Origin of the sequence: Rheinheimera texasensis DSM 17496, assembly GCF_000711985.1 — a bacterium.
GTDB lineage: Bacteria > Pseudomonadota > Gammaproteobacteria > Enterobacterales > Alteromonadaceae > Pararheinheimera > Pararheinheimera texasensis.
This window is the reverse complement of the sequence record NZ_JONU01000007.1, coordinates 860,277-884,288: the sequence shown is the minus strand read 5'-3', so window position 1 is coordinate 884,288 and position 24,012 is coordinate 860,277. Positions and strand designations below refer to the sequence as shown.

The following is a 24,012-nucleotide window of genomic DNA, read 5'->3' as shown; positions in this document are numbered from 1 at the left end:
CCATGAAAACACAGATCAAATCTTTATTTGCTGCAGTGACATTACTACTGAGCTCGAGCGTATTGGCCGACGTGCTGGCGGATATCAAACCGCTGCAGGACCGCTGGGCCGAAGTGAACTATAGCTTGCCGGAAGATGACCGCGAAAAAGCCTTTGCCGAACTGCTGGCAAGTGCAGACAAAGTGGTCAGCAGCAATCCGGATAAAGCCGAAGCCCTGATTTGGCGCGGGATCATCAAATCGAGCTACGCCAATGCCAAAGGCGGCTTAGGTGCTTTGTCGGTGGCGGAAGGCTCGAAAGCCGATTTAGAGCAAGCCATCACACTGGACCCGACCGCATTGCAAGGCTCGGCATATACCAGCCTCGGCGTGTTGTACGCCAAAGTACCTGGCTGGCCTATTGGCTTTGGTGACAACAAAAAAGCCAAAGAATTACTGTTAAAAGCACTGGAGCAAAACCCACAAGGGATTGATCCAAACTACTTTTACGCCGATTATTTAGCAGGAAAACGCGACTGGGCACAGGCTTTGCGTTATCTTGAAATTGCTAAAGCAGCCGCGCCGCGGCCGGGTCGTGAAAGTGCTGATGCCGGCCGGCAGCAGGAAATTGCTAACTTGCTGGCTAAAGTGCAGAAAAAGCTGAAAAAATAATTGTCAGTCACATCTACCCAACATCATTAAAGATTTGGCTAGATGACGAGTATAAATACGGAGAAAGGATGCGGGTATTACTGGTAGAAGACGATCAGGCGCTGGCGCAAGGTGTGCAGCTGGCGCTAAGCTCCCAGGGCTTTGCCGTCAACCATGTCAGTACCGGAGCGGCCGCATTGTCCAGTATTCGCAGTGGCGATTGTGACGCTGTAGTGCTGGATTTAGGCCTGCCGGATATCGATGGCCTGGATGTGTTAAAACAAACCCGGCATAAATTCCCGCGTCTACCGGTGTTGGTGCTCACCGCTCGCGACGGCGTCGATGACCGCATCCGTGGTTTGGATTTAGGCGCCGACGATTATCTGGTCAAACCCTTTGCATTACCCGAACTCTTTGCCCGCTTACGGGTGATTGAACGCCGGCTTGGCACTGCGAGCAGCCATCTCATCACTGTCGGCAACGTAGTGCTCGACAGCACTGCACATCAGGTGCAGGTTGACGGTGAAGCTTTAACTCTGTCCCGCCGCGAATATGTGTTGCTGAAACTGTTGCTGGAATCCGCCGGCCGCATCAAAACCCGCGAGCAAATTGAAGCCAGCTTGTACGCCTGGGGCGAAGAAGTTGCCAGTAACGCGCTGGAAGTACACATCTCGAATTTACGTAAAAAACTGCCAAAAGACTTTATCAAAACCGTGCGTGGCGTCGGTTACAGTGTGAGCGTGGCATGACCTCCATCCGGCGTTATCTGGTGACTTTGTTAATCGCCTTGCTGACGCTGACCAGTTTTTTAGCCGCGCTGCAAAGTTACCGCTTGAGCAGCGCCCAGGCGCAAAAACTGTTTGATGATGACCTCAAAGCTTTAGCCGCCAGCGTACTGGCACCGTATTTACCGGACGACCCGCACAGCACGTCGACGCTGGCTGAAGCCAACGCCATTCAGCTATGGCAAGGTGGTCAGCTGGTGTATCACAGTGCGCAAACCCCCGAAACTTTGTTGAGCACCGCCGACGGTTATAGCGAGCAAAATTTTGCCGGCAAACGCTGGCAAACATTTCGACAGAGTATCGATGATTTGACGGTGATAGTGGCGCAACCGCTGCAGGACCGGCTGGCGCTGTCTGATCAGGTGGTGCTGGCGTCGATTTATCCGGTGGTGTTGAGCCTGCCGCTGCAGGCGCTGCTGATTTGGCTGCTGGTCGGCCGTGGTTTAAAACCATTGCTGGAGCTGACACGCCAGCTGACACAAAAAAAAGCTGATGATTTGACGCCGCTGCAACTCGAGCAAACACCGACAGAGCTGGACCCGGTACTAAGCGGTACCAATCAGCTGCTGGCGCGTCTTGATGATGCTTTTGCCAGAGAAAAACGTTTTGCCGCCGATGTGGCGCATGAACTGCGTACGCCGCTGGCCGTATTACAGGTCAATTTACATAATGCGCAGCAGCGTTGGCAGGAAGCGGGCCTGGCTGATCCGGATCGGATCATGCCTGCTTTGCAGGATGGCGTCAGCCGGATGAGCGCGTTGATTGAACAGATTATGCTGCTGAACCGCACCAATCCGGCGCATTTTTCCGCCAAATTGCAACGACTGGATTTTGCCGCGCTGTGCCGCGAAGTGGTGATAGACTTGTACCCGCAAATTGAACGCAGACAACAACAGGTTGCACTGGAAGGGGATGAGTCGGTGTGGCTGGATGGTGATGCTTTTGCCTTAAAATTACTGGTGGTGAATCTGCTTGGCAATGCCAGCAAATACACGCCGGAGCAAGGCCAAATCCAGCTGAGCGTAAAGCAGGAAGGCCAAAAGGCCCGGTTAGTGGTCGAGGATTCGGGCCCAGGGATAGCTGCGGAGGAATATTCGCGCGTGTTTGAACGTTTTTATCGGGTGGGCGGTGACCGGCATCAGTCGGGTCAGCCCGGCAGCGGGCTTGGCCTTGCCATAGTGCAGGATATCGCGCTGTTGCATCAGGGCACGCTGGCGCTTGGCCGTTCGGCGCTTGGTGGCCTGGCTGTGACGCTGGAGTTGCCGCTGTGTCATTAAAACCTACACTGCCCCGGCGTTATTTTCAGCTAGTGCTGATGCTGCTGTGTTGGCCGGCGCAGCTTTTTGCCGACAATCTGCCGGTATTCGAACTGACACTGAAAGATCATCTGTTTAGCCCCAGTACTTTACAGGTGCCGGCCGGCAAAAAAGTCAAAATCATTATCCATAACCAGGACCCGAACCCGGAAGAGTTTGAGAGCTTCTCAATGAACCGGGAGAAAGTCATTTTAGGCAACAGCAGCGGTGTGGTGTTTGTCGGTCCGCTGCAGCCCGGCACTTATCCCTTTACCGGTGAATATAATCCGGACAGTGCCAAAGGCCAGCTGATTGCACTGCCGGAAGCGCAGTGGCAGGCGCTGCAGGCCGGAGGCAAAGATGCTGATTAATACCGTAATATTGCTGCTGCGCGAATTATTGCCGGTGGTGCTGTTGCTGAGTTTGCTGCTGGCGGCTAATCCAGCGGCGATGCGCGCTATTTTGCTGCGGGTGTTATTGCTCGGCGCGCCTTTGCTGGTGTTGCAAAGCAGTCAATACAGCTGGCTGGCGGAACTGCTGGACGGGCAGGGGCTGGAATTCTGGTATGCCTGCTGTTATGGCCTCTGTGCAGTTTTTATCGCGGCGCTCCTGCTGCAGAAGCAGCAGCATCAATGGTTAGCTGCTGCGGCAGTGGTCGCGTTGTTATTGGTCAATGGCAGTAATTTGGTGTTGTATTTATTTTTGTATCCGCGCCAGCTTGATGACAGCCAGAGTCTGTGGTTGGGCGCTGCGCTTGGCAGTGGTATCAGCCTTAGTATTGCGGTGCTGATGTACCACCTGGTGCTGGAACTGCGCTGGCACTGGCGGCAGGTCGCTGCGGTGCTGTTGTGTTTCAGTGCGGCACGGCAAATCAGTGCGGCGGTGTTTATTCTGCATCAGATGGATTGGCTGGGCGGCGCGGCACCGGTGTGGTCGCAACATCTGTGGATCGATGAGAGCTCAGAGCTCGGTTATTTTCTTAATGCGTTGCTGGGTTACAAGTCCAGCCCCAGCCAGGGCCAGCTGCTGGCCTGGAGCCTGACGCTGCTTGTGTTACTGGCGCTGCGCCAGCGGGAGTTAAAATCATGAACCGTATTTTTTCCGGTGGCCTGTTCACGATATTGTTTGTGCTATGTGCTGGTTTTTGTCAGCCAGTGCTCGCCGATGGCCGTGTTGTAGACAAAGTCTATCATCCTTATGTGCAGCCGTATGAACAGGAATTTGAATATCGTTATGTGTACCAGAAGCAAAACGCGCATCAGAACGACAACGATATGGCGCAAAAACTTGGTTATGGTCGCGCCATCGCGGACCGGCTGGCGCTTGAGCTGTATGTGATGGCCGAACGCCGCTCGCCGGATGATTATCATATCAGTGGCTATGAACTGGAGATGCGCTGGATGTTGACCGAACAAGGTCAATACAGTGCTGACTGGGGCATGTTGTTTGAACTGGAGCGGGAAAACCATCTGGGCAATTTTGAATTTACCACAGGCCTTTTAATGGAAAAAGAATTTGGCCCAACCAGCCTGACTTTAAACGCGCTGGCGGTGTATGAGTGGGGGAATAACATCGAAAACGAGCTGGAGGGTGAATTTCGCCTGCAATATCGCTATAGGTATTTGCCGCAGTTGCAGCCAGCCTTTGAGTTTTACGCCGGCGAAAATTACAAAGGCGCCGGCCCCAGTCTGATGGGCGTACAGAAATTTGAGCAGATGAAAATGCTGAAATGGGAACTGGCGGTCATTTTTGCGATTGACGCTTCTACGGTCAACAACACGCTGCGGTTTGCTCTGGAGTATGAGTTTTAAACATTGCACCGGTTTGGTGCTGGTCGGTGCAGCAAAGTCTTGCTGTTAACTGCTAATTTAGGTAAGTTTTGTGACACTTTTGTGGCGGCGCGCACCGCTTGGGCCTTAAGGTTTCTTTAAGATCCCACCGCCACAATGCCCGATGAAAAACAAAATAAGTTGCAGGGTTTTGATGTCACAACAGTCTTTATTCAGCCGGATCAGCGGCCCTTATCTGGTTTTTACCCATTTTATTCTGCTGGCGTTGGCTGGTTTAACCCTTAGCCGTATCGCGCTGATGCTGTGGCAATGGGACCGGGTGCAAGCTGCCGGCAATCCGCTCTGGATGTTAGTGCAGGGCGTACGCGCCGACCTGATTTTGCTCGGTTTATTGCTGGTGGTCCCGCTCCTGCTGGCACCGATGCTGGCGCTGTCCCGATTTAAAGCCCTTTGGCGGCGTTTTAGTTATGTCTGGTGTTTGTTTGCGCTCACCTTATTGATTTTTATCGAGTTATCCACGCCATCATTTATTCTCCAATACGATATCCGGCCCAATCGTTTGTATGTCGAATATCTGAAATACCCGAAAGAAGTATTCAGCACTTTGTGGCATGGCTTTCGGGTGCCGCTGCTGCTAGGCACTGCTTTGACGGTGCTGCTGGTGGTTCTGGCGGCCCGGCATTTTCGCGCTGTGGCGCAGCAGCAGGGCTGTACCTCGAATAAAAAATTATGGCTGACCTGGCCGCTGGTGGTGGTGCTGGTGTTTATCAGTATCCGCTCGACCACACAGCACAGACCGGCCAATCCGGCTTTGTTTGCGATTACGCCCGATGCGATGGTCAATTCGTTGATTATCAGCTCCGGTTATTCCGTGCTTTATGCCATCTACAGCCTGCGCCACGAAGCGCGTTCGACCGAGATGTACGGCAAACTTGATGAAGCAACGATGCTACAGCAGGCGCGGGACTGGCCCTGGCTAAAACAGTATCAGTTCAATGATCCTGCTATGCCGACATGGCATAAGCAGCAGGCGACAGTGCAGCGCGATAAACCGCTTAACCTGGTGATTGTGTTACAGGAAAGTATGGGCGCCACTTTTGTCGAGTCGCTCGGTGGCGTGCCGGTCACGCCTGAGTTAGAACAGCTGAAAACACAAGGCCTCTGGTTTAATCAGCTGTATGCCACCGGCACCCGTTCGGTACGGGGTATTGAAGCTGTGGTCGCCGGTTTTGCCCCAACACCGGCACAAAGCACAGTGAAGCTGTCCAACAGCCAGCAAAATTTCACCACGCTGGCGTCTGTACTCAAAGCGGCTGGTTTTCACACCCAGTTTATTTATGGCGGCGAAGCGCATTTTGACAATATGCGCAGTTATTTTACCGGCAATGGCTTTAGCCAAATCGTTGATATCAACCAGATGAAAAAGCCGAAATTCGTTGCCAGCTGGGGCGCCAGTGACGAGGATTTATTTGATAAAGCCGATGCGGAGCTAACCCGGCTGCAGCAGCAGCGTCAGCAGTCCGGTCAGCCGTTTTTCAGCCTGGTATTTACGTCGAGCAACCATGAGCCTTTTGAATTCCCGGATGGTCGGATTGATTTACATGAAGAGCCAAAAAATTCCGTCAATAATGCGGTGAAATATGCTGATTGGGCGATGGGGCAGTTCTTTAAAAAAGCCCGCAACAGCAGTTATTGGCAGGATACTTTGTTTTTAATTGTGGCTGATCACGACAACCGCGTATACGGCTCTAACCTCATTCCGGTGGAGAAATTCCGCATTCCCGGCCTGATTTTAGGTGCTGATACCAAAGCCGGCACTATTGATACACTGAGCAGTCAGATTGATTTAGCGCCGACGCTATTGTCGATGCTGGGTGTCAGCAGCTGCCATCCGATGACAGGCCGTGACCTGACGCTCGATAACAGCTCGCCGGGGCGGGCGCTTATTCAGTTTGATCAATACTTTGCGCTGAAGCAGCCAGACGGCCTGACCATCTTAAAACCGGATGGCACTGTGGTGCGCGGCAGCTACGATGAGGCGAAAAAGTCGCTGCAACTGAGTGATTTACCAGCCAGCCGGCAGCAATACGAAAAGGCGCTGGCCGAAGTGCAGCTGCCATCTTATCTGTATCGGGAAGGGAAGTATAAAAGCGAGCACCGCTGCGAAACGCCAGCGGTCGCACCTTAATGTTACTTGACAGGCAAAGGCTTGTGTTGCGGACTGATCAGATTTAGCGTCAGTGGCGTAAGGAGTTGCATCGAAAACAACTTCATAAAAACAGCACAGGAACTTTGCCAATGACTCTCTCTGTTCGTTTATTTCCGGCCTTTGCGCTCTTTGGCAGCGCTTTAATGATGAATTCTGCTTTGGCCGCTGATGCGCCTAAAGTCAGCAGCCAGCAACTGGCGCCAAATCTTTATATGGTCAAAGGCAGTGGCGGCAATATTGGCGCCTTGCTTGGTAAAGATGGCGCTTTAGTCGTCGATGCCCAATTTGCTGCGACAGCGCCTTTGGTCAAGGCTGAGCTGGAGCGGCTGCAAAGCGGCGTACAGGTCAACACATTAGTTAACACGCATTTTCATAAAGACCATACCGACGGTAATGCTGCGCTCGCTGGCGGAGCCAAAATCATTGCACACCAGGCGGTATTGAGCCGACTGCAAAGCGATACCAAGTTCAACAAGGCTGGTTTACCGACCGAAACTTTCAGCGGCGAGAAAACGCTGCAAATCAATGATCAGCAGGTGTTGCTGCAAACGATGCCGGTCAGTCACACCGATGGCGATCTAGTGGTTTGGTTTAAAGCGCAGAATGTGCTGCATATGGGCGATCTGTTTTTTGCCGACCGTTTCCCGTTTATTGACCTTAACAGCGGCGGCTCGGTGGCCGGTTACATTGCCAACACTAAAACGATCATCGGACAAATTAACGACAGCACCAAAATTATTCCCGGCCATGGCGAGCTGATGGATAAAGCCGGCCTGCAGCGCTTTTTGAGCATGATGGAGCAGACCTTGGCAGAAGTGCAGGCGATGAAAGCCCAGGGTTTAACGGCTGATCAGGCGGTGGCGAAAGGCTTGTCCGCGCAGTGGAAAAAATGGAGCTGGAACTTTATCACTGAAGAGAAATGGATTAGGACTTTGTATCAAGCCTAAGCCGGTTTTTGTCAGCCCGGCCAGAGCAGGCCGGCTGACTTTTTGCTGAAAGTAAAATAAATGTAATGGTTGGTTGCATCTTTGTGTTTGTTTGGCTAGGGTTGTTTTTGTACCGCAAATAACAAAACTTCGGTTAACCACACAGGGGCTGACACTGATGAAACTGCACATTTCTGTATCTGCCATGGCAGCGCTGCTGCTTACTTCGACGCTCACCCATCCAGCTTATGCACATTCTGCCGCAACCTTAGAAAATCATCCTTCGCCAGCAGGCCAGACGGCGGCACCACAGGCATTGCCTGCCAGCTTTTTCGGCGGGACAGAACAGGGCAAAAAAATTGATTACAAAGTGCTGGACCTGGTGCTGCGCACCTCAGTGTTAGCCGAAGGCATACCGCAGCGCAGCACAGTGACAGAGCGGGAACAGCGCTACGACATTTATCGCAGTTATCCGGTTGGCGACCATTTCACCGCGCTTGCCGCCAACCGTTTTCATTTTGAAGAATATCAACACAACCCGGAAATGCGGGATGTAATAGGCCAACTGCGCCGGCAGTTGTCTGCAGTACCGGATCAAACGCCGCTGAATCAACTGACTAAAAACGAACAGCTGGCCTACTGGCTGAATTTGTATAACATCACAGTGCTGGATGAAGTGATCAAAGTCTATCCGCGCAAAGATCTGGAAACATTTTTACTCGGGACGGCAGAACAGCCCGGTATACTGAGCCAAAAGATCCTGACCGTCGCTGGTGTGCGGCTGAGTTTAGATGATATTCAGTTCGCGATTTTGCCGAAACAATTTCCAGAGCAGCCTGAATTGATTTATGGCCTGTACCAGGGCGTGATTGGCAGCCCGAATATTCCAACCATGGCCTATACCGGTAGTAACGTGCAGCAGCAATTAGTCAAGAATGCTGCTGAGTTTATTAACTCCAACCGTGGCACCTTGCCCAAAGGCACTTTGGGTTTTCGTGTTTCCAGTTTTTACCAGCGCAGTGCGGCCTATTTCCCGGATTTCCAAACGGACCTGCGTAAGCATTTAGCCACTTATTTGCGGCTTGACGAACAGCCTTATCTGCAGGGCAATAAAACCATTCTGACCAATTTGTCGAATTACAGCGTGACTGATGTATACGGCACATTGCCAAATACCAAAGGCCATAAAACTGCGGTCAAAGTGGCGGCATTACCCTTAGGCCCGGTGGTTGCGCGTAAACTGACGTCTGAGCAGCTGGAAAGATATCATCTGCTGAAACAGCGTGGGCAGACGATGCAGGCGAAGCAGCAACAGACACCAACCGCGCAGCAGCAACCGGCTGCAGCGATTTAAGGTTTTCAGCCTGACGCTAAAAAGCCCGCAGTGCGGGCTTTTTGTCTTTCAAGTAAACAGCGCAAAACTACATCAGCTGTGGCGGCGTTTTAATGCCACGGGCATTGCGTTTGCCGGCTATCTCCAGTTCGGCCAGATGAAACAGGTTGGTAAACACCAGAGGCGGTGCCGGATAGCCGAATTGTTCGATAAAAGCGATACGCGCCTGTTCCAGCAGTAGATTAAACAGCTGGTCGTATTCGGAATGGCCGTCGTAGCTCAATGGCTCTTGCAGGCTGGCGAGCTGATGCTGTTGCTGTTTGCGGATAAACCAGTTCAGTAAAAACTCGTATTCTTTGACGTCGAGAATTTCCCGGCAATCCAATCCCATCGTTATGCTCCGGCCAATAGCGTCGTGCTGAATAATGTTGGTTTTATAGCGTTAACAAGGCCCTGAAGATCAGCCGGTGGCTGACAAAAAATCAAAACATGTGTCAGCTGCTATTGTAGGGGCTACTTCAGGTACCGCAAAAAGTCCGGTAGTCACAAAAATCAGCCGGCGGTAAAGCTGCCCAATATTCGTCGTCAACAAAAGGTGTCTGACTGGCTTTCACAAATGCTTTGGCCGGCGCCAAATCGCCATTCAGTGCACTCTCGATGATTTGTTCAATCCGGTAATTACGCGGGATAAACGCCGGATTGGCCTGCAACAGCTGTTGGCTCAATTCGGCAGGGTTGATTGGGTTTGCCGCCAACCGGTTTAACCAGCGTTGGTGCCAGGCATCAAAGGCTGCATCTTCCGCAAAAAGTGCTCGGGCGGCTGCCCCCGGCGTTGCTGCTGCACGGGATAATTCACGGAAAAACAATGTGAAATCAATTTGTTGCTCTGCAAGCACATTTAGCAGGTCATCAATCAGTGGCAGATCAGATTCAAGCGGAGATTGTAGCCCTAACTTAGCAGCAAAGCGCTGCAGCCGTGCAGTCTGATACATGGCAGGGAAGTCATTCAGCACTGTCATCGCTTTTGCAATGGCCTGTTGTTCGTCGGCATCCAGCAGCACAAGTAAAGACTCGGCGAGCCGCGCCAGATTCCACTGTGCTATTGGCGGCTGATTGCGGTAGGCGTAGCGGCCTTGCGTATCAATAGAGCTGAAACAGGCATTGGGGTTAAAACTATCGATAAAAGCACAAGGGCCGTAATCGATGGTTTCGCCACTGACTGTCATATTGTCGGTATTCATCACACCATGCACAAAGCCCAGGCTCATCCAATGGGCAATCAAATCGGCCTGAGCTGCTGCGATGGCGCGCAATAATGCCAGATAGGGCTCTGCCTCTGTTGCCAACTGCGGGTAATGCCGCGCAATCACATAATCAGCCAGCGCTTTGACATCCGATGCCGTGCCATGAATAGAGGCATACTGAAAAGTGCCGATGCGGATATGTGAAGCCGCAACTCGAGTGAGCACAGCGCCGGGCACCTGCGTATCCCGGTAAATCGCCTCGCCGGTGGTAACGGCGGCTAAAGCACGGCTGGTGCGCACGCCCACCGCAGCCATCCATTCGCTGAGGAGATATTCCCGCAGCACCGGGCCAAGCGCGGCACGGCCATCGCCGCGGCGGGAAAACGGCGTCGGGCCTGCGCCTTTTAACTGCACGTCAAAGCGCTGGCCGTTTTGGCTTAACACTTCCGTCAATAACAAAGCGCGGCCGTCGCCTAAACGCGGCGCCAGCGAGCCAAACTGATGGCCGGTATAGGCCAAAGCGGTCGGCTGCATCCAGGGTGCCAGCTGGTTACCGCTGAAATAGCCAAGGCCCAGCGGCGTCTGCCGGGCTTCTTCCGGCCACTGTAACTCGGCCGCTAAGGCTTCGTTAAACAGCAACCAGGCAGGCTCTGATACAGGAGTTGGCGCCACTGTCTGGTAAAACAGCGGCCCCAGCGAGCGATAGGTCAGTTCAGCGGTAAAAGCCATGGCCGGGTTTTGTCTTAGTGGTGATGATGATCGCAGTCATCATCACATTCGTGGTCATGATCGTCAGCGAATTCATCGTCGCCGTCCTGATGTTGCATCACACCCCAGCCATCGTTGTGGCCACTGAATTTCTTGGCGAATTTGTCCAGTTCAGCTTCTTTGGCGGTGATGGCGGCGTGCTCTGGCACCATGTTCAGCGAAACAATCAGTTCCCATTGGTCCAAATCGTTTAAATTCAGTTCCACTTCGCCGGGTTGGTCCAGTTTGGTCATGGCTTCCAACGCTTTTTCTGCTTTGGCGCGGTCCGGGAAGACCAGGTAAAAATCGAGATCCAATGATTTGGTTAAATCCATGCCGGAATCTTGCATGGCTTGCAGCATATCGCCGTTGCCGTCGTCAGGAAATTGGCTCATATCAGCTCCGAGTGAAGAAGGGGAAGGCCAGGGCGGCCGCTAAAGGGTTTTATTGTATCACTATTTTTTGCCGGAAGGCTTTAGTCCGGAAGTCGGCGTGCAGTCAACGCAGTCAGCTCCGGCCCCAGTTCGCGGACATATGCCTGTAGTTGCGGGTAAAACTGCAAAAACAAGGTTTCTAGTGCAGGCGAATGCTGGCGGATCTCATCGATACTGCCGGTAAATTGGTGAGCAAAGCGGATGCTGCTGGCAATTCGGTCCAGCGCCATGCCGATGTTATCCAGTTGCTGATAACTGCCAAACCAGTCTTGTTGCACTATGGCTGTCACCGTCGCGGCCATCGCTGGCGGCATCACGCTGCGTTGTTGCCACAAATGTTGGTACAGCTGCTGGCACAGCGGCTCGAGCGGGCGGCTGTCGAGCTGCGGCCAATGTTTGAGCAGCAAATGGTCAAATAACACGTCGAGCATTACCGGCGCAAAACGGCGGCGCGCCTTGCTGAACAACGCTTTGGCCTGCTGCACTTCAGCGGCGGCATCGGTATAACGGTCGATGGCACGGTGGCGCCAGATGCCGGCTTGCACAGCAGTCGGTAGCGTTTTAAGGTCCAATCCCTGACAAAAATCGCCCATCAGATTGCCCAGCCTGGATTGTGGCGTCGGCTCGGCCAGTATCAGATGGGCGAAAAAGTTCATTGTGATGTCGCAGTCTGGCGGGCGGGCTGTTGATGCAACACCGATTGCAGCAAACCGGCCAATAAAATCAGCGCCACGCCACCTAGTTGCAGCAGACTCAGCGTTTCCTGAAACAGCAACCAGCCGGCCAGAATGACCGCCACAGGTTCAATGTACGCCAAAGTACCAAACACCCGGGTTGGTAAATGTTCCAGCGCGACAATCGCCAGATAAATCGCCAGAAAACCCGGGAAAAAACCAGCCAGCAACACCCAAATCCACTGGTCTGTAGCAGGGATTGGCGCTGCGGTTAAAAATGGCAAGACACAAAGCGCCCCGAGCAACAGCTGATAAAACGCACGTTGCAGCGGTGATGCCGATTTGCCGCTGTGGCGGTTGGCCAGCAAAAAGCCGGTATAGGTCACAAGCGACAACACGCCATAAACAAAACCCGGCCACTGTTCGGCTGTTAACACCAAATCAAGTTTAAATTGCTGCAACATGGCAAAACCTAAAAATGACAAGGCAATCAATAACCCGGACAGCGCGTCAAGTTTTTCCCGGAACAGGAAATGAGCGGCAATAGCGGCCAGCGCCGGCGCCAGATACACCAGCATAATGGCATTAGCGAGACTGATAAAACTGATGGCTTTGAGAAAGCACAACATAAAGCTTGCCAGCAATATGCCGTTCAGCACAATACGCCGGTCCGGCTTTTGTTTCAGGTCGGCTTGTTTACCCAGCAGAAGCACCAGCGCGCCTAAACAAAGTGCGCCGACAAAAAGCCGGTAAAAGGTCAGTTCGGCGGCACCAAGGCCGGATAAACGGGCGATGACGCCACTGCTGGCCATCGACACTGCCGAACATAAGGCCAGGATCAGATAAAAATTCACAACAACTCCGTGGGATCAGGTACCCGGCGAGTCGGCGCCGGGCCTGGTGTTGACTTTATTCCGCCATTGGCTGGATTTGTGCCTGCTGGATCACCGCCTGATTTAGCGGGCCGGTACGGCCGCCTTTGCCGCCGGTGTACAAGTTAAAATGCTGCAGATAACTCATATTAAAGCCATCGCTGATTGTGACAGTACACTGTTCACCGGCCTTGGCGCGGAACATAGCGCGGCTTGACCAGCCGGCTTCCAGTGCAGTGGCAAGATGCGGCATCACCAGCGTCGCCTGTTGCAGACCAGATTGCGGACAGTTGGCGCTCAGGCGCTTCACCACCGCTGTAATGCCGGTATTGATCGGGCCATTATCGATAAAATATTGCAGCCGCAAGGCATGCAGACCTTCGTGGCTGGCGCTGAAGTTCAGCTGTAGCTGTTGCTCCGGTGCGCCCCAGTTTTTAAACACCGGTTGATTGAGGTAATCGCTGATTTCATGATCAGCACTCAACAGCCCCTGGCCGGCAACAAAGTTAACTGCGGCGCCCGGTGTACACAAAGTGCGGCTTGGTTGTGAGCTAAGGCCGCTATCCTTGTAGCTTTGCGTCAGGGCATAACACTGGCTGTAGGTTGTTTTGGCTTTGCTGTCAGTCCAGTCTTGCTGGCGCGGTTTGAGTTTCACCGGCACGCCATTTTTATACAGCGTGAAGCGGGTATCGCTTTCGCCGGCGGCGTCAAAGCGCAACGTCGGAATCCCTTTTTCACTGAGACTGAGCTGCAGCAACGGCTCTTTTGGCGCTAGCAGCTTGCGTTTTTCGCTATTGCTAAGGCCAGTGAGCGGCCCGGCATTATTGCTGGTGCGCAGCTGAGTCACGCTGGATGCTGGTGCGTCGAACGCTTGTAATTTCAGCACCAGTTCGTTGCGCTGCTGCGAGAAATCACTGAGTTTGATACTGAATTGCTGATTGCCGGTCAGCACTTGCGGCTGGCCGTTGAGGCTTAATTGCGCCAGCCGGTAGACCTGACCCCGCCGTGCCTGTGGTGGCAGCTCCAGCTGCAAGTCCAGCGTGGTACCGGCCAGCGTCAGATTTTGCAGAACCGGGTTGTTACCAAGGTCGAGTTCACGTGCTAAATCTACCGGAATATACGGATTGATGCTGAGCATGCCGGCTTTGAGCTCAGTTCCAAATAGCTGACCGGCCACCAAATCGCCGTAAGCCGCCACAGACCAAAGCTGGCGCTCAGAATTAATCACCGGGCCGGATAAAGCGCCATCTTCAACATGAGCTTTTTGGCTGAGCCATTCCAGATTTTCCATATTGGACTGATTCAGCACTGCGCCTTGATACAACGACACTGCCACCTTGTGGAACAGCTCAGCCTGATTTTGCTGGCGTGCCGCACGTAGCAGATAAGCGCTGACAAAAGGCCAGATTGCGCGGTTATGGTAAATCGGCACGTCTGGCAGCGCCGGGAAAATCACCGGCGGGCCGGCCTGGGTTAGAGGATAGTTTTGCAGAATTTGCTGGGCCTGCAGCGGCGAGGCCACGCCATGGGTGATCGCCAACGCTAAACCCAATAAATCATAATGTTCAACAGCCACCGGGTTATAGACTTCACCAATATAACGGGCGTATAGACCCTTTTCCGGCAACCAGAACCAGCTGTTGATGGCTTGTTTTAATGCCTGCGCCCACTGCGCAAGTTCCGCAGCACGGGCTGGTTCCTGCGTTTTGGCGGCTTCTGCCGCCCGGCTTAAGGCCACATAATGCAACACGTTAGTTGAGAGCGAAAACGACTCTGCCAGGAACAAAGTATCTTTGGCGGTCCAGCTCGGATAACTCTGTTCACGCCAATCGAGGAACGAGGTTTCACCGCGATATAACCCCAGCTTGGTATCAAAAATATAACTGCGGTCCTGCAGGATGGTATTGCGCGCAATCGCATACCAACGCTGTTGCCAGGCCTCTGCGGCCGCCTGATTCGACGCACCTTCCGGGTCTTGCGCGGTCATCCCGCTGGCGGCTAACACCCAGACCACGCGGTCGGAACTGACCGGCCAGCTGCCGCCGGAGCCGGTATCCTGCAGCGCGACTTCGGTATTTTCCACGCCACGGGCAATCAATTCTGGCCGCACCTGCGAGGTTTTAAACAGCAGGGAAGTTTGTGCGCGTTCAGGGTCCAACGCGCTAAGGCCTAAATCCAACGCATAAGATAAATCACGGGTCCAGACATAATGCCATTTGGCGCCGGTTTCAAAACAAGGGCAAGGCAGTGCTTGCTGGTCGTTGAAGCCCCAGTCGGTAATTTCACTGACACTGTTTTGCTGACGTTCCAGCTGGCTGAGCGCAAAGGCAGCATCAAACAGCGGGTTTTTACTGATGAGCAGCGCGTCAGTGCTGGCCGGGCTGATGGTTTTTTCCACTGGCGCGGTCGCTGGTCCGGTCTTTAGCACAAACTGACGGCTGTTGACGCTGCCATCGTCATTTTTTTGCGTCAGGGCTTCAACACTGACACTACCAAATTTACTTTGCAGCTGGCGGCTTTGCAGTTCACCGGCCAAGCGTGGCGCGGAGCTTTGTACCGCAATGCTTTGTACAGCGATGTTTTCTGCTGGCTGTGCGCTGTCAGACTGCGGTAACGCCGTGGGAGCGGGGGCCGGTTGTGCAACTGCCTGTTGCGCATGAGCCTGCACTGAGAAAAAAAATAACGGAGAAAACAATAAACTAAGCGGCAGCGTAGCGCCGGCAGTCAGACGGCGCACGCTTCGGGTAATAGCATTCAGTAACATGGAGAAACCCAGCAAAAACTAACAAGAAGATGTCTGAGTGTACTCAATGAGAGCATCTTAGGGTACACCCGGCGGCAGCTTTTTAGTGCTGAAATCACTGAGTTGCTGCAGGGGCTTCTAACCTGCGACCAATCTGGTCATTTTAGTTGCACGCCAGTGCGGTTTCGCCCTGTGTTGTGTCGTTAGGATCTTCATCCGGCGCAGTTGCTGGCTGCCATTGTCCCGCTAAAACCAGCGCGCGTTCAGCTTCGGTCAAAATGCCACGTAAGCGGGTGCGCCTGCGATGTTTGCAGGCCTGTGGCTCCTGACTTAACAATGCAGCTCTGAACAACGCTGGCTGGTGGATCATGGCAAAAGCACAGCTCCAGAATAAATAAGCGCTGTGACGCAATAATCCTTGTTGCTGTTCCTGTTCCAGCTGCGCCACGACCGGCGCTAACAGCGCCGGATTTGCGAGAATTTTATCCACCATGGCACTGTGCAGCTGCCAGATCGTCGCATCGATGCTTTTTTCCTGTGCGCCTTTGGGGCTATCGAGGCGGGAGCGACGCCTGCTGGTTGACTGACCGTCTTGCAAGGCGCCGCTGCGACGTTTTAGTACGAACTGGTCAAAGCGCTGGTATTTATTCGATTCTGTCATCGGATTTTGGAGCCTGGATCCCGGATTTTGGTCTTGCTGCGTTGATTCTACCGCAAGCAAGCTCCGGCGGATCAATGAAAATCCCGGCTTGGCAGCGGTAACGCCGGCAGCAGCGGGTCCAGGCTTTCTATTCTGCCAGCCACCAGATGACAAACCAGTCCTTCACGCTGCAGCACGCCATGCACCAGCCAAAGCCGGCTGCTGATAAAGGTTTGTTGTTGCGCCAGCGCCGTCGCCTGCCAGACAATGAGGTTGATTTGGCCGGTCTCATCTTCCAGCGTGACAAAAGTGACACCGCCGGCGGTGCCCGGGCTTTGCCGGACAGTGACCAGGCCTATCACCCGCAGCATCTGACCGGAACGTGCTGCTACTAAATCACAGGCGCGTTGCAGTGATTGCTTCACCAGCGTCGGATGCTGACGCAATAAGGCGACCGGATGCAGCTGCAGGCTAAGGCCCAGACTTTGATAATCCTCGCCCAGCTGCTGCCAGGCGTCCGGCGCCGGCAGCGGACAAGGCGGCTGGTCAGGCTGTTGTGCTGCAGGGGGGGCGGCAGGGCTGTTGCCTGCTGGTTCAACCATCAGATCCAGCCCCAGTTGTTGTAAAAGTGCGGGGCCTGCAGCGCCGGTATCTTGTGGCTGGCGCATCAGCTGATGGAGTGGCTGGCGAAACAGCGGCAGCTCATCCAGCCGGTCCAGTAATTGCCAGCGGCTGGCGAAGCGGTGGCCACACAGCGCCTTCAGTGCATCACTGCTGGCCAATGCATTCAGCTGGTCTTGCCTGAGACCGGTTTGTTTCAGCTGGCTTAAGCTGGCAAAGCCGCCGGCCGGGCGCTGTTGCAAAGCCGACCGGAGCAATTCCTGCTGCAAGCCTTTGACCTGACGCAGCCCAAGCCGCAGCGCCGGCCCTGTGTCGCTTTGTTCAATCTGGTGGTCCCAATCCGAATGCTGGATACAGACCGGCAGCACCTGTAGACCATGGCGTTTGCCATCCTGTACCAGTTGAGAGGCAGAATAAAACCCCATCGGCAGGCTGTTGAGCAACGCCGTTAAAAATTCCAGCGGGTAATAACATTTCAGCCAGGCCGAAGCATAAGCCAGTAAAGCAAAACTGGCCGAATGCGATTCCGGAAAACCATATTCACCAAAACCACAGATTTGCGCGAAGATTTGCTCAGCAAAGCTTTGCGGGTAGCCACGCTGCAGCATGCCGTCGATCAGTTTGGCTTTAAATTGCAACAGTTCACCGGTCTTTTTCCAGCTGGCCATAGCGCGGCGCAGCTGGTCGGCTTCACCGCCGGAAAAACCGGCCGCGACCATCGCCAGTTTAATCACTTGCTCCTGAAAAATCGGCACGCCCATAGTGCGGCTTAACACTGACTCCACGGCTGGAGACGGGTAACTGACTGGCTCCAGGCCGTCGCGGCGGCGTAAAAACGGATGCACCATATCGCCCTGAATAGGGCCTGGCCGCACTATGGCAATTTCGATGACCAAATCATAAAAACACGCCGGTTTTAACCGCGGCAACATGCTCATTTGCGCGCGCGATTCAATCTGAAACACGCCAATAGTGTCGGCCTGCTGAATTTGCCGGTACACCGCCGGGTCATCACCGGTCTGACTAATCTCTGCCAATGTCAGCGGTTGTTCGCGATGTTGATTCACCAGTGCCAGCGCTTTACGCAGCGCCGACAACATACCCAGTGCCAGAATATCAACTTTGAGCAGACCCAGAGTTTCCAAATCGTCTTTGTCCCATTGGATCACGGTACGCTCGGCCATACTGGCATTTTCTACCGGCACCAGTTCATGCAAAGGCCCGGCTGAGATGACAAAACCGCCGACATGCTGGGATAAATGCCGTGGTTTGCCGCGGATTTGTTCCACCAGACTGATCAGCTGCCGGGCCGGCAAACTGTGAATGTCCAAACCATGTTGTGCCAGTTGCTGCCACCAGCTGAGATCTGGATGGCGCCGGTTCAGCTGTTTCAGCCAGTATTCAAGCTGGGTGATGCTAAACCCCAGTGCTTTGCCGACATCGCGCACCGCGCTGCGTAGCCGGTAACAAATCACCGTCGCAGCTAAAGCCGCGCGCTGCCGGCCATATTTCTGATAAATGTACTGAATCACTTCTTCGCGGCGTTCATGTTCAAAATCGACATCAATATCCGGTGGTTCATCGCGTTCTCGGGAAATAAAACGCTCGAATAGCACCGAAATTTTGCGCGGGTCGACCGCAGTAATTTGCAGGCAATAACAGACGATGGAGTTCGCGGCAGAGCCACGGCCCTGATACAAAATCTGCTGATCGCGGGCAAAGCGGGCGATATCGGCGATAGTCAGAAAATAATAGGGGTAGTTGAGTTCGGCGATCAGCTGCAGCTCGTATTCGATTTGTCTGGCGATGTCGGGGGGAACCTGGCCGCCAAAACGGATAACGCTGCCTTCTGCCACCAGCTGTCGCAGATACTGCATAGCCGTTTGTCCCGGCGGCACCAGCTCGGCCGGATATTCATACTGCAAACTGTCGAGATTAAACTGGCAGAGCGCAGCAATTTGACAGCTTTGTGCCAAGGCGTCTGCACTGAATAAATGCTTCAGTTTGCTGATGGGCCTTAAACAGCGCTCCCGGTTAGCGGATAAAGCCAAACCGGCGTTGGCGACGGTCTGACCGAGCCGGATAGCAGTCATCACATCCAGCAGCGGCTGCTGCGCCGCTTCATGCATCAACACTGCACCAACAGCGCAGGCCGGCAAGTCAAACTGCCGGCAGAGCAGCTGGCAATGTTGCTGCAAATCGTGATCCCGTGCATCCAGCGTGCGTTGTTGTGCCAGATATAAACGCTGGCCAAATTGACGTTTTAGCCAGGCGCCCCAATGCTGATCGCTTTGATGGGTGCCGTCTGGCAGCCACAGCACCAGACAATCGCGGCAACTTTTTAAGTCCCATTCATCGAGCTGATACTGGCCTTTTTGCGCGCGCCGCCTGCTGTTTGTGATAATACGACAAAGCTCAGCATAAGCGCGGCGGTCCGGACAGAGCAGCACCAGCTGCAAGTCGGTGGCGTAACGAAAATAAGCACCGACAATCAACAGCAGTTTCAGCTGCTTTTGTTTGATTTGACGATGGGCCCGCACCACGCCGGCCACTGAACATTCATCAGTCAGTGCCAGTGCCTGATAACCGAGACTGGCGGCGGTATCAACCAGTTGCTCCGGGCTCGCGGCAGCACTCAGAAAAGAGAAGTGGCTTTGGCAAAACAGTTCGGCGTAGGACATCAGGCAAATACTCCATGCACAAACCATTGCTGCTGTTCAGTGCGATATAGCCATAACCAGCGACCATCGGCACTTTGGGCCGTCAGATAATCCCGCGCTTGTGCCTGGCCTTGCCACCAGTGGCTCTGAATGCGTTCAAGCCCAGGCATCAGTTGCACCTGCTGTTGCAGTGGCACAGGCGCTGCAAATAAAAACGCCGGTCGGAGTGGCGTAGCAGAGAGCCCTGGTTGCAAAGGCGCTGCCGTGGGGGCTGAATGGGGCGACTGCGCTGCGGTTTTTACTGCTACTCCGGGCACTGCTTTGGCATACAAGGCTGCTGGCTGGTGTAGCTGCAGAGCGGCCATTTCAGGAGTTGACAGCTGTGGTGTGATTGTCTGCTCGCCGGCTTGTTGCAGGGCCTGACTGCTGCCTGCGAGCTCCGGCAAAAAGGCGGCATGTTCAGTGGGCCTGCGCACTTGTGTGGCGCCGAGTTTTGCCTGCAATAGCCCCACCAGCTGCAACGGGCTGTATTGGCCTTGTTTGCCCTGATACAGATCAGCACTGTGCATCTCTTCTTTACAGTACTGGCTGGCCAGTAGTTGCATGGCCAGAACCGGGGCCGGTAGCGTTAAAGCTTCGAGCTTCAGTTGCCATAAGGCCAGCCAGCGGTTTGCCAGTGCTTCAGCCTGCGGTGAATGTAGCTTCAGACAAAGCGGTGGCTGATCACGAAGGCTCAGTTCCAGTTGCAGCTGATAACAGCGCTGAGCACGGCGCTGCAGATACTGTTGCAGTTGTTGTAACAGATGCCGTAGCGGTGCCAGTAATTGTGGGTGATGTTCAATTTGGTACCACAATTCAAGCCGGGCACAGAATTGGTCCGGCGGCTGGTAATAATGCAGCAGTGGTGGTAACTGACCTTGGATCTGTTGCAGATAATGCTGCAATTCTGCACCAAAACGCCGGCTCAGCTCGGTAGCCGGTAACTGTAGCAGCGCGCCAAGCTGGCCGATGCCAAGCCGTTGCAGCTGTTGTAATAGTGCGGGCGCTAAATCCAGCAGCGTGACCGGACACTGTGAAAGTGCCAGGCGCTGCGCAGCCTGGGTTGACGCGATCTGACCGGGCTGCGTCAGGCACAACAACCGGGCAGCTTCGGCAGTGGCAGCCCCGCCATACTGAAATTGCAGGCCCGGCTTTTGTTGCAGCATCTGCTGCAGTTGCCTGAGAAAGCTATCCAGCCCGCCATACAGTTGCAACATCGGGTCCAGCCGCAGCCACAAAGCAGCAGGCGGCGCCAGTGCCAGATCGGCACAAAGCTGATAACAATCCTGCGCCAGTAGCTCCAGCAGCTGTTGTTCCAGCTCACGCTGCCAGGGCAGTACCTGCAGCTTCGCACAAAGCGCACAGGCATGCGCCAGACTCTGGCCGGGCCGGATGCCCAAAGCCTGCGCCGCCGGATTCGCCTGTTGTACCTGTAACTGTTGTGGATGCAATAATACCACTGGTTTGGACAAATCTGGTGTTGCGGCATCCGCCTGCAGCTGTGGCAATAAATCCAGCTGCAGTTGCGGGAAATATAAATAAAGCCATAAGGTCTGCATCAGCGCCCCCCCAAGCGTCTGTGTGGCGCGGGTATGACACTCAATGGACTGAAGTTTTTCATCGGTCAGATCGCCAGAGCTGCAGGAGGCGTCAGTTGTTCTTTCTGCGGCGACAGTACTGGCTTAACCAGCCTTGGCCAGCGCTGACTGAAATTAACCAGCTGCTGTGCGCCGGGCCAGCCGCCGCGACGTTTTAACACCCGCACCTGCAGGCCTTGTGGTGCCGGGTTCAGCGCCAGGCTCAGCCCTACCGGTAAACTCAGCTGCGACTGCTCAGAAGGGCGTAGCAGAAATAACTCAGCCTGGCCTTCTGCCGCAGCCAGTTGCAAGCGTTTGAGCCGGGCAATATTCAACGATTGCTGCCACAACAATACCGTGCTGCAGCAGCCACTTTTCAGGCATTGCTCGGCGGCCCACAGCGCATCCTGCTCCTGAGCGCGAACTTCGAGCTGTTGCCATAGCGGTAAGCCCTGATTGCTGAGAAAAGGTGCATGCAACTGGGCGGGGGCGTTGATATAGACCTGTAATTTATTCCGGCTGCTTTGCTGTTGCAGATAGGGCAGTAATAAGCGGAATTCACCGATACCAAAGGCTGTGCGCAGTTCAATCACTTGCTGACAGGGCCAGCCGCCTCCGAGTAAGACGTCGAGTTCAGCAAAACCGGTTGGGTACAGTGTTTGTTCCGGGCGCGGTGCCTGGTTCAGATGCCAGACATGACCTTGTTGTTTCAGTTCAGACAGCTGCATAATCTCACCAATACACTGTTTATATATACAGTATATTACTTCAGTTTGATGCTGCAAGAGGCTGGCAATAAAAATGTCCGGTCAACCTGTTCAGACCCTTTGGTGCAGGACAGGCGACAGCTCTGTAACCAGCGCTGTCCCACTTTTTCTACCGGTTATCTGAATGATTCGAAAATTGAAGCAGTTAGCAAAACCAGATCTGTGGCAGCACGCAGCCTTTGTTACAGTCTGAAGCCGGCTATTCACAACTATTTCCTGCAGATCTGCGACTCTGATCATGGCGATAGCAAACAGGAGAGCCATCATGCGTACATTGTTATTTATCTGTTGTGTGTTAACCAGTTCCGCAGTTGCGGCCCAAACCCAATATGTGGCGGCAGATCAGTCGATGGAAACGGCTTTGTGTATCAGCGCTGCTACTGACAAAAAAGCTGATTTTAAGCAAGAGCTGAAATACAACCGGGTTGGTGCAGCTGTTGCGGCCAACAAGCTGGTCTGCAATGACATGCCGGTGGCCAGTTTTGCCTTTCAGGCCGGTAATATCGCGGTGTATCAGCATCTGAAAAAATATGTGCGTGGTCATGTCGACATTCAGGATATTGCCGCCAAACCGCTGCAGGGCAGTGTGATGGTGCAGGGCCGTTGAGATGACAATCAGCAGTTGCGCAAAGGCCCGCGCCAAGCGGGCTTTTGCACTGTCAGCTGCCGGGCAACCCCAGGCTTTATCAAGGTAAATCAAATAACAACGCAAAAACCGGTTCAGCGCCACTGCTGAATTGCCAGTCGGTCAAATCAGCGATTTTCACCCCGTCACCCGGCTGCAAGCTAATGTGCTGTTCGCCACTTTGGCCACTCAGACTACCTGACACCAGATGCAGATAGAGTTTACGTCCGGCCTGCGTCTGAAAGTTCAAGGCACTTTGCGCGTCCAGCCGCAGCTGAAACAATTTGGCATTCTGCTTCAGTCGCAAACTGCCTTCTGCGCCATCTTTTGAAGCAACCAGCGTCAGCCCCGGTGTTTGGGCAAAAGGTTTTTGCTGGTAACCCGGTTCACCACCCAGGCTGTCCGGCTCAATCCAGATTTGCAGGAAATGTAGATCCTGATTGGTTCTGGCGTTAAATTCGCTGTGCATAATGCCGCGACCTGCGCTCATCAGCTGATACTCCCCGGCCGGCAGCTCGGCGACCTGACCGGTGGAGTCTCGGTGCGCAATGACACCATCGAGCACCAGACTGATAATTTCCATATCGCGATGGCCATGAGTATCAAAACCGGCACCCGGTGAGACGCGGTCATCATTGATCACCCGAAGGGCAGAGAAGCCCATTTGCGCCGGGTCGTAATAACGGCCAAAGGAAAAACTGTGGCGGCTTTGTAACCAGCCAAAATCGGCACTGCCGCGTTGACTGGATTTTCTGAATTCGATCATCGGATGACTCCTGTATAACTTGTGAGCGTCAGACGGCGACCGCCGGGTCGCCGTTCATTGGGATGCGGTGCTTGGGGGCTGCTGCGTTAGGCCAGTTTTTTCGCCAGCCAGTTGTCGATGGCAAAGCGACCAGCACCGCTGAACGTCAGGGCCACACTGATAGCCAGCAGCGACAGCGCAAATTCATAGCCGTTGTTGCTCATAAACAGGCCGTTGGCAAAGTGCACGCTGAAAATTGCTACCAGCATGGTAATGGCCAGCACAAAAGCCGCCGGACGAGTCAGCAGACCCAAAATTAATGCCAGCCCACCGAAGAATTCAGCACCACCGGCCATCAATGTCAGCGGAATGCCTGGAGTTAACCCGATGCTTTCCATCCAGCCGGCAGTGCCTTGCAGGCCATAACCGCCAAACCAGCCAAACAGTTTTTGCGCGCCGTGTGCGGCGAAGATGATGCCGGCCGGAACCCGCAGCGCCAGACTGCCGATGCTGTTGGCTGAATCTTGAGTGTTTTGTACGAAAGTTTTGATTAAGTTTTTCATTTGTCTTGCTCCAATATGTTGTTGAGGTTCTGCCGCATTCGCGATGACTACCTGCATTGCTGCCTGCGTTCTGCTGCGTTGAGATAAATGTAGC

General features: G+C 54.0%; 22 protein-coding genes. 10 read left to right on the top strand and 12 right to left on the bottom strand.

Features of this window, described 5'->3' with window-relative positions; translation table 11 throughout:
* The first annotated feature begins 2 nt into the window (after nucleotides 1-2).
* From Q399_RS0104055 to Q399_RS0104015, 9 genes are all read left to right on the top strand, one after another.
* Nucleotides 3-650: a tetratricopeptide repeat protein gene (locus tag Q399_RS0104055; RefSeq protein WP_031565854.1), complete on the top strand. Its 648-nt coding sequence runs from the start codon at nucleotides 3-5 to the stop codon at nucleotides 648-650.
* Nucleotides 651-718: 68 nt separating this feature from the next.
* Entirely contained in the window at nucleotides 719-1,378 is a 660-nt protein-coding gene (locus tag Q399_RS0104050) for a response regulator (protein WP_031565851.1), read from the top strand.
* On the top strand, nucleotides 1,375-2,691 hold the full coding sequence (locus Q399_RS0104045; RefSeq protein WP_031565849.1) for a sensor histidine kinase: 1,317 nt from the start codon (nucleotides 1,375-1,377) through the stop codon (nucleotides 2,689-2,691). Before Q399_RS0104050 ends, Q399_RS0104045 begins: the two co-directional genes overlap by 4 nt.
* On the top strand, nucleotides 2,682-3,080 hold the full coding sequence (locus tag Q399_RS0104040; protein WP_245612822.1) for a cupredoxin domain-containing protein: 399 nt from the start codon (nucleotides 2,682-2,684) through the stop codon (nucleotides 3,078-3,080). The genes Q399_RS0104045 and Q399_RS0104040 overlap by 10 nt, the downstream gene beginning before the upstream one ends.
* Complete coding sequence (locus tag Q399_RS0104035) at nucleotides 3,070-3,798, top strand: FTR1 family protein (RefSeq protein WP_031565835.1); 729 nt, start codon at nucleotides 3,070-3,072, stop codon at nucleotides 3,796-3,798. Before Q399_RS0104040 ends, Q399_RS0104035 begins: the two co-directional genes overlap by 11 nt.
* Complete coding sequence (locus tag Q399_RS0104030; RefSeq protein ID WP_031565822.1) at nucleotides 3,795-4,520, top strand: hypothetical protein; 726 nt, start codon at nucleotides 3,795-3,797, stop codon at nucleotides 4,518-4,520. The genes Q399_RS0104035 and Q399_RS0104030 overlap by 4 nt, the downstream gene beginning before the upstream one ends.
* 172 nt (nucleotides 4,521-4,692) lie before the next feature.
* A complete protein-coding gene (locus Q399_RS0104025; protein WP_037045529.1) occupies nucleotides 4,693-6,687 on the top strand; it encodes an LTA synthase family protein in 1,995 nt (664 codons plus the stop codon).
* Between the two features lie 110 nt (nucleotides 6,688-6,797).
* Complete coding sequence (locus tag Q399_RS0104020; protein ID WP_031565797.1) at nucleotides 6,798-7,655, top strand: MBL fold metallo-hydrolase; 858 nt, start codon at nucleotides 6,798-6,800, stop codon at nucleotides 7,653-7,655.
* A 157-nt stretch (nucleotides 7,656-7,812) separates the two neighbouring features.
* Nucleotides 7,813-8,988, top strand: a complete 1,176-nt coding sequence (locus tag Q399_RS0104015) for a DUF547 domain-containing protein (protein WP_031565794.1) — start codon at nucleotides 7,813-7,815, stop codon at nucleotides 8,986-8,988.
* A 67-nt stretch (nucleotides 8,989-9,055) separates the two neighbouring features.
* Here the strand turns inward: Q399_RS0104015 and Q399_RS0104010 are convergent, their stop codons facing one another.
* From Q399_RS0104010 to imuA, 10 genes are all read right to left on the bottom strand, one after another.
* The gene (locus Q399_RS0104010) at nucleotides 9,056-9,358 is read right to left on the bottom strand and encodes a hypothetical protein (protein WP_031565792.1); all 303 of its coding nucleotides are present in this window, start codon (nucleotides 9,356-9,358) and stop codon (nucleotides 9,056-9,058) included.
* A gap of 127 nt (nucleotides 9,359-9,485) precedes the next feature.
* The gene (locus Q399_RS0104005) at nucleotides 9,486-10,940 is read right to left on the bottom strand and encodes a protein adenylyltransferase SelO (protein ID WP_031565790.1); all 1,455 of its coding nucleotides are present in this window, start codon (nucleotides 10,938-10,940) and stop codon (nucleotides 9,486-9,488) included.
* A gap of 14 nt (nucleotides 10,941-10,954) precedes the next feature.
* Nucleotides 10,955-11,353, bottom strand: a complete 399-nt coding sequence (locus Q399_RS0104000) for a ribonuclease E inhibitor RraB (protein ID WP_031565787.1) — start codon at nucleotides 11,351-11,353, stop codon at nucleotides 10,955-10,957.
* Nucleotides 11,354-11,433: 80 nt separating this feature from the next.
* Nucleotides 11,434-12,048 (bottom strand): acyl carrier protein phosphodiesterase, encoded by a 615-nt coding sequence (locus Q399_RS0103995; protein ID WP_031565784.1) that lies wholly within the window; start codon nucleotides 12,046-12,048, stop codon nucleotides 11,434-11,436.
* A complete protein-coding gene (locus Q399_RS0103990) occupies nucleotides 12,045-12,920 on the bottom strand; it encodes a DMT family transporter (RefSeq protein WP_031565782.1) in 876 nt (291 codons plus the stop codon). Before Q399_RS0103990 ends, Q399_RS0103995 begins: the two co-directional genes overlap by 4 nt.
* A gap of 55 nt (nucleotides 12,921-12,975) precedes the next feature.
* Nucleotides 12,976-15,702, bottom strand: coding sequence for a glucosidase family protein (locus Q399_RS0103985; protein WP_051685717.1), 2,727 nt, complete (start codon nucleotides 15,700-15,702; stop codon nucleotides 12,976-12,978).
* 142 nt (nucleotides 15,703-15,844) lie between these two features.
* A complete protein-coding gene (locus Q399_RS22010) occupies nucleotides 15,845-16,342 on the bottom strand; it encodes a hypothetical protein (RefSeq protein WP_106388949.1) in 498 nt (165 codons plus the stop codon).
* A gap of 71 nt (nucleotides 16,343-16,413) precedes the next feature.
* Complete coding sequence (locus Q399_RS0103975; protein WP_031565774.1) at nucleotides 16,414-19,623, bottom strand: error-prone DNA polymerase; 3,210 nt, start codon at nucleotides 19,621-19,623, stop codon at nucleotides 16,414-16,416.
* Nucleotides 19,623-21,200 (bottom strand): Y-family DNA polymerase, encoded by a 1,578-nt coding sequence (locus tag Q399_RS20995; protein ID WP_037045526.1) that lies wholly within the window; start codon nucleotides 21,198-21,200, stop codon nucleotides 19,623-19,625. The genes Q399_RS0103975 and Q399_RS20995 overlap by 1 nt, the downstream gene beginning before the upstream one ends.
* A gap of 65 nt (nucleotides 21,201-21,265) precedes the next feature.
* Entirely contained in the window at nucleotides 21,266-21,946 is a 681-nt protein-coding gene (gene imuA / locus Q399_RS0103965; RefSeq protein ID WP_157836218.1) for a translesion DNA synthesis-associated protein ImuA, read from the bottom strand.
* Nucleotides 21,947-22,250: 304 nt separating this feature from the next.
* Here imuA and Q399_RS0103955 point away from each other — a divergent pair, with 304 nt between their 5' ends.
* Nucleotides 22,251-22,592, top strand: coding sequence for a DUF3718 domain-containing protein (locus tag Q399_RS0103955; protein WP_031565764.1), 342 nt, complete (start codon nucleotides 22,251-22,253; stop codon nucleotides 22,590-22,592).
* A gap of 79 nt (nucleotides 22,593-22,671) precedes the next feature.
* Here Q399_RS0103955 and Q399_RS0103950 read toward each other — a convergent pair whose 3' ends face one another.
* On the bottom strand, nucleotides 22,672-23,376 hold the full coding sequence (locus tag Q399_RS0103950; protein ID WP_031565762.1) for a pirin family protein: 705 nt from the start codon (nucleotides 23,374-23,376) through the stop codon (nucleotides 22,672-22,674).
* A gap of 86 nt (nucleotides 23,377-23,462) precedes the next feature.
* The gene (locus Q399_RS0103945) at nucleotides 23,463-23,918 is read right to left on the bottom strand and encodes a DoxX family protein (RefSeq protein ID WP_031565759.1); all 456 of its coding nucleotides are present in this window, start codon (nucleotides 23,916-23,918) and stop codon (nucleotides 23,463-23,465) included.
* Nucleotides 23,919-24,012: the final 94 nt, after the last annotated feature.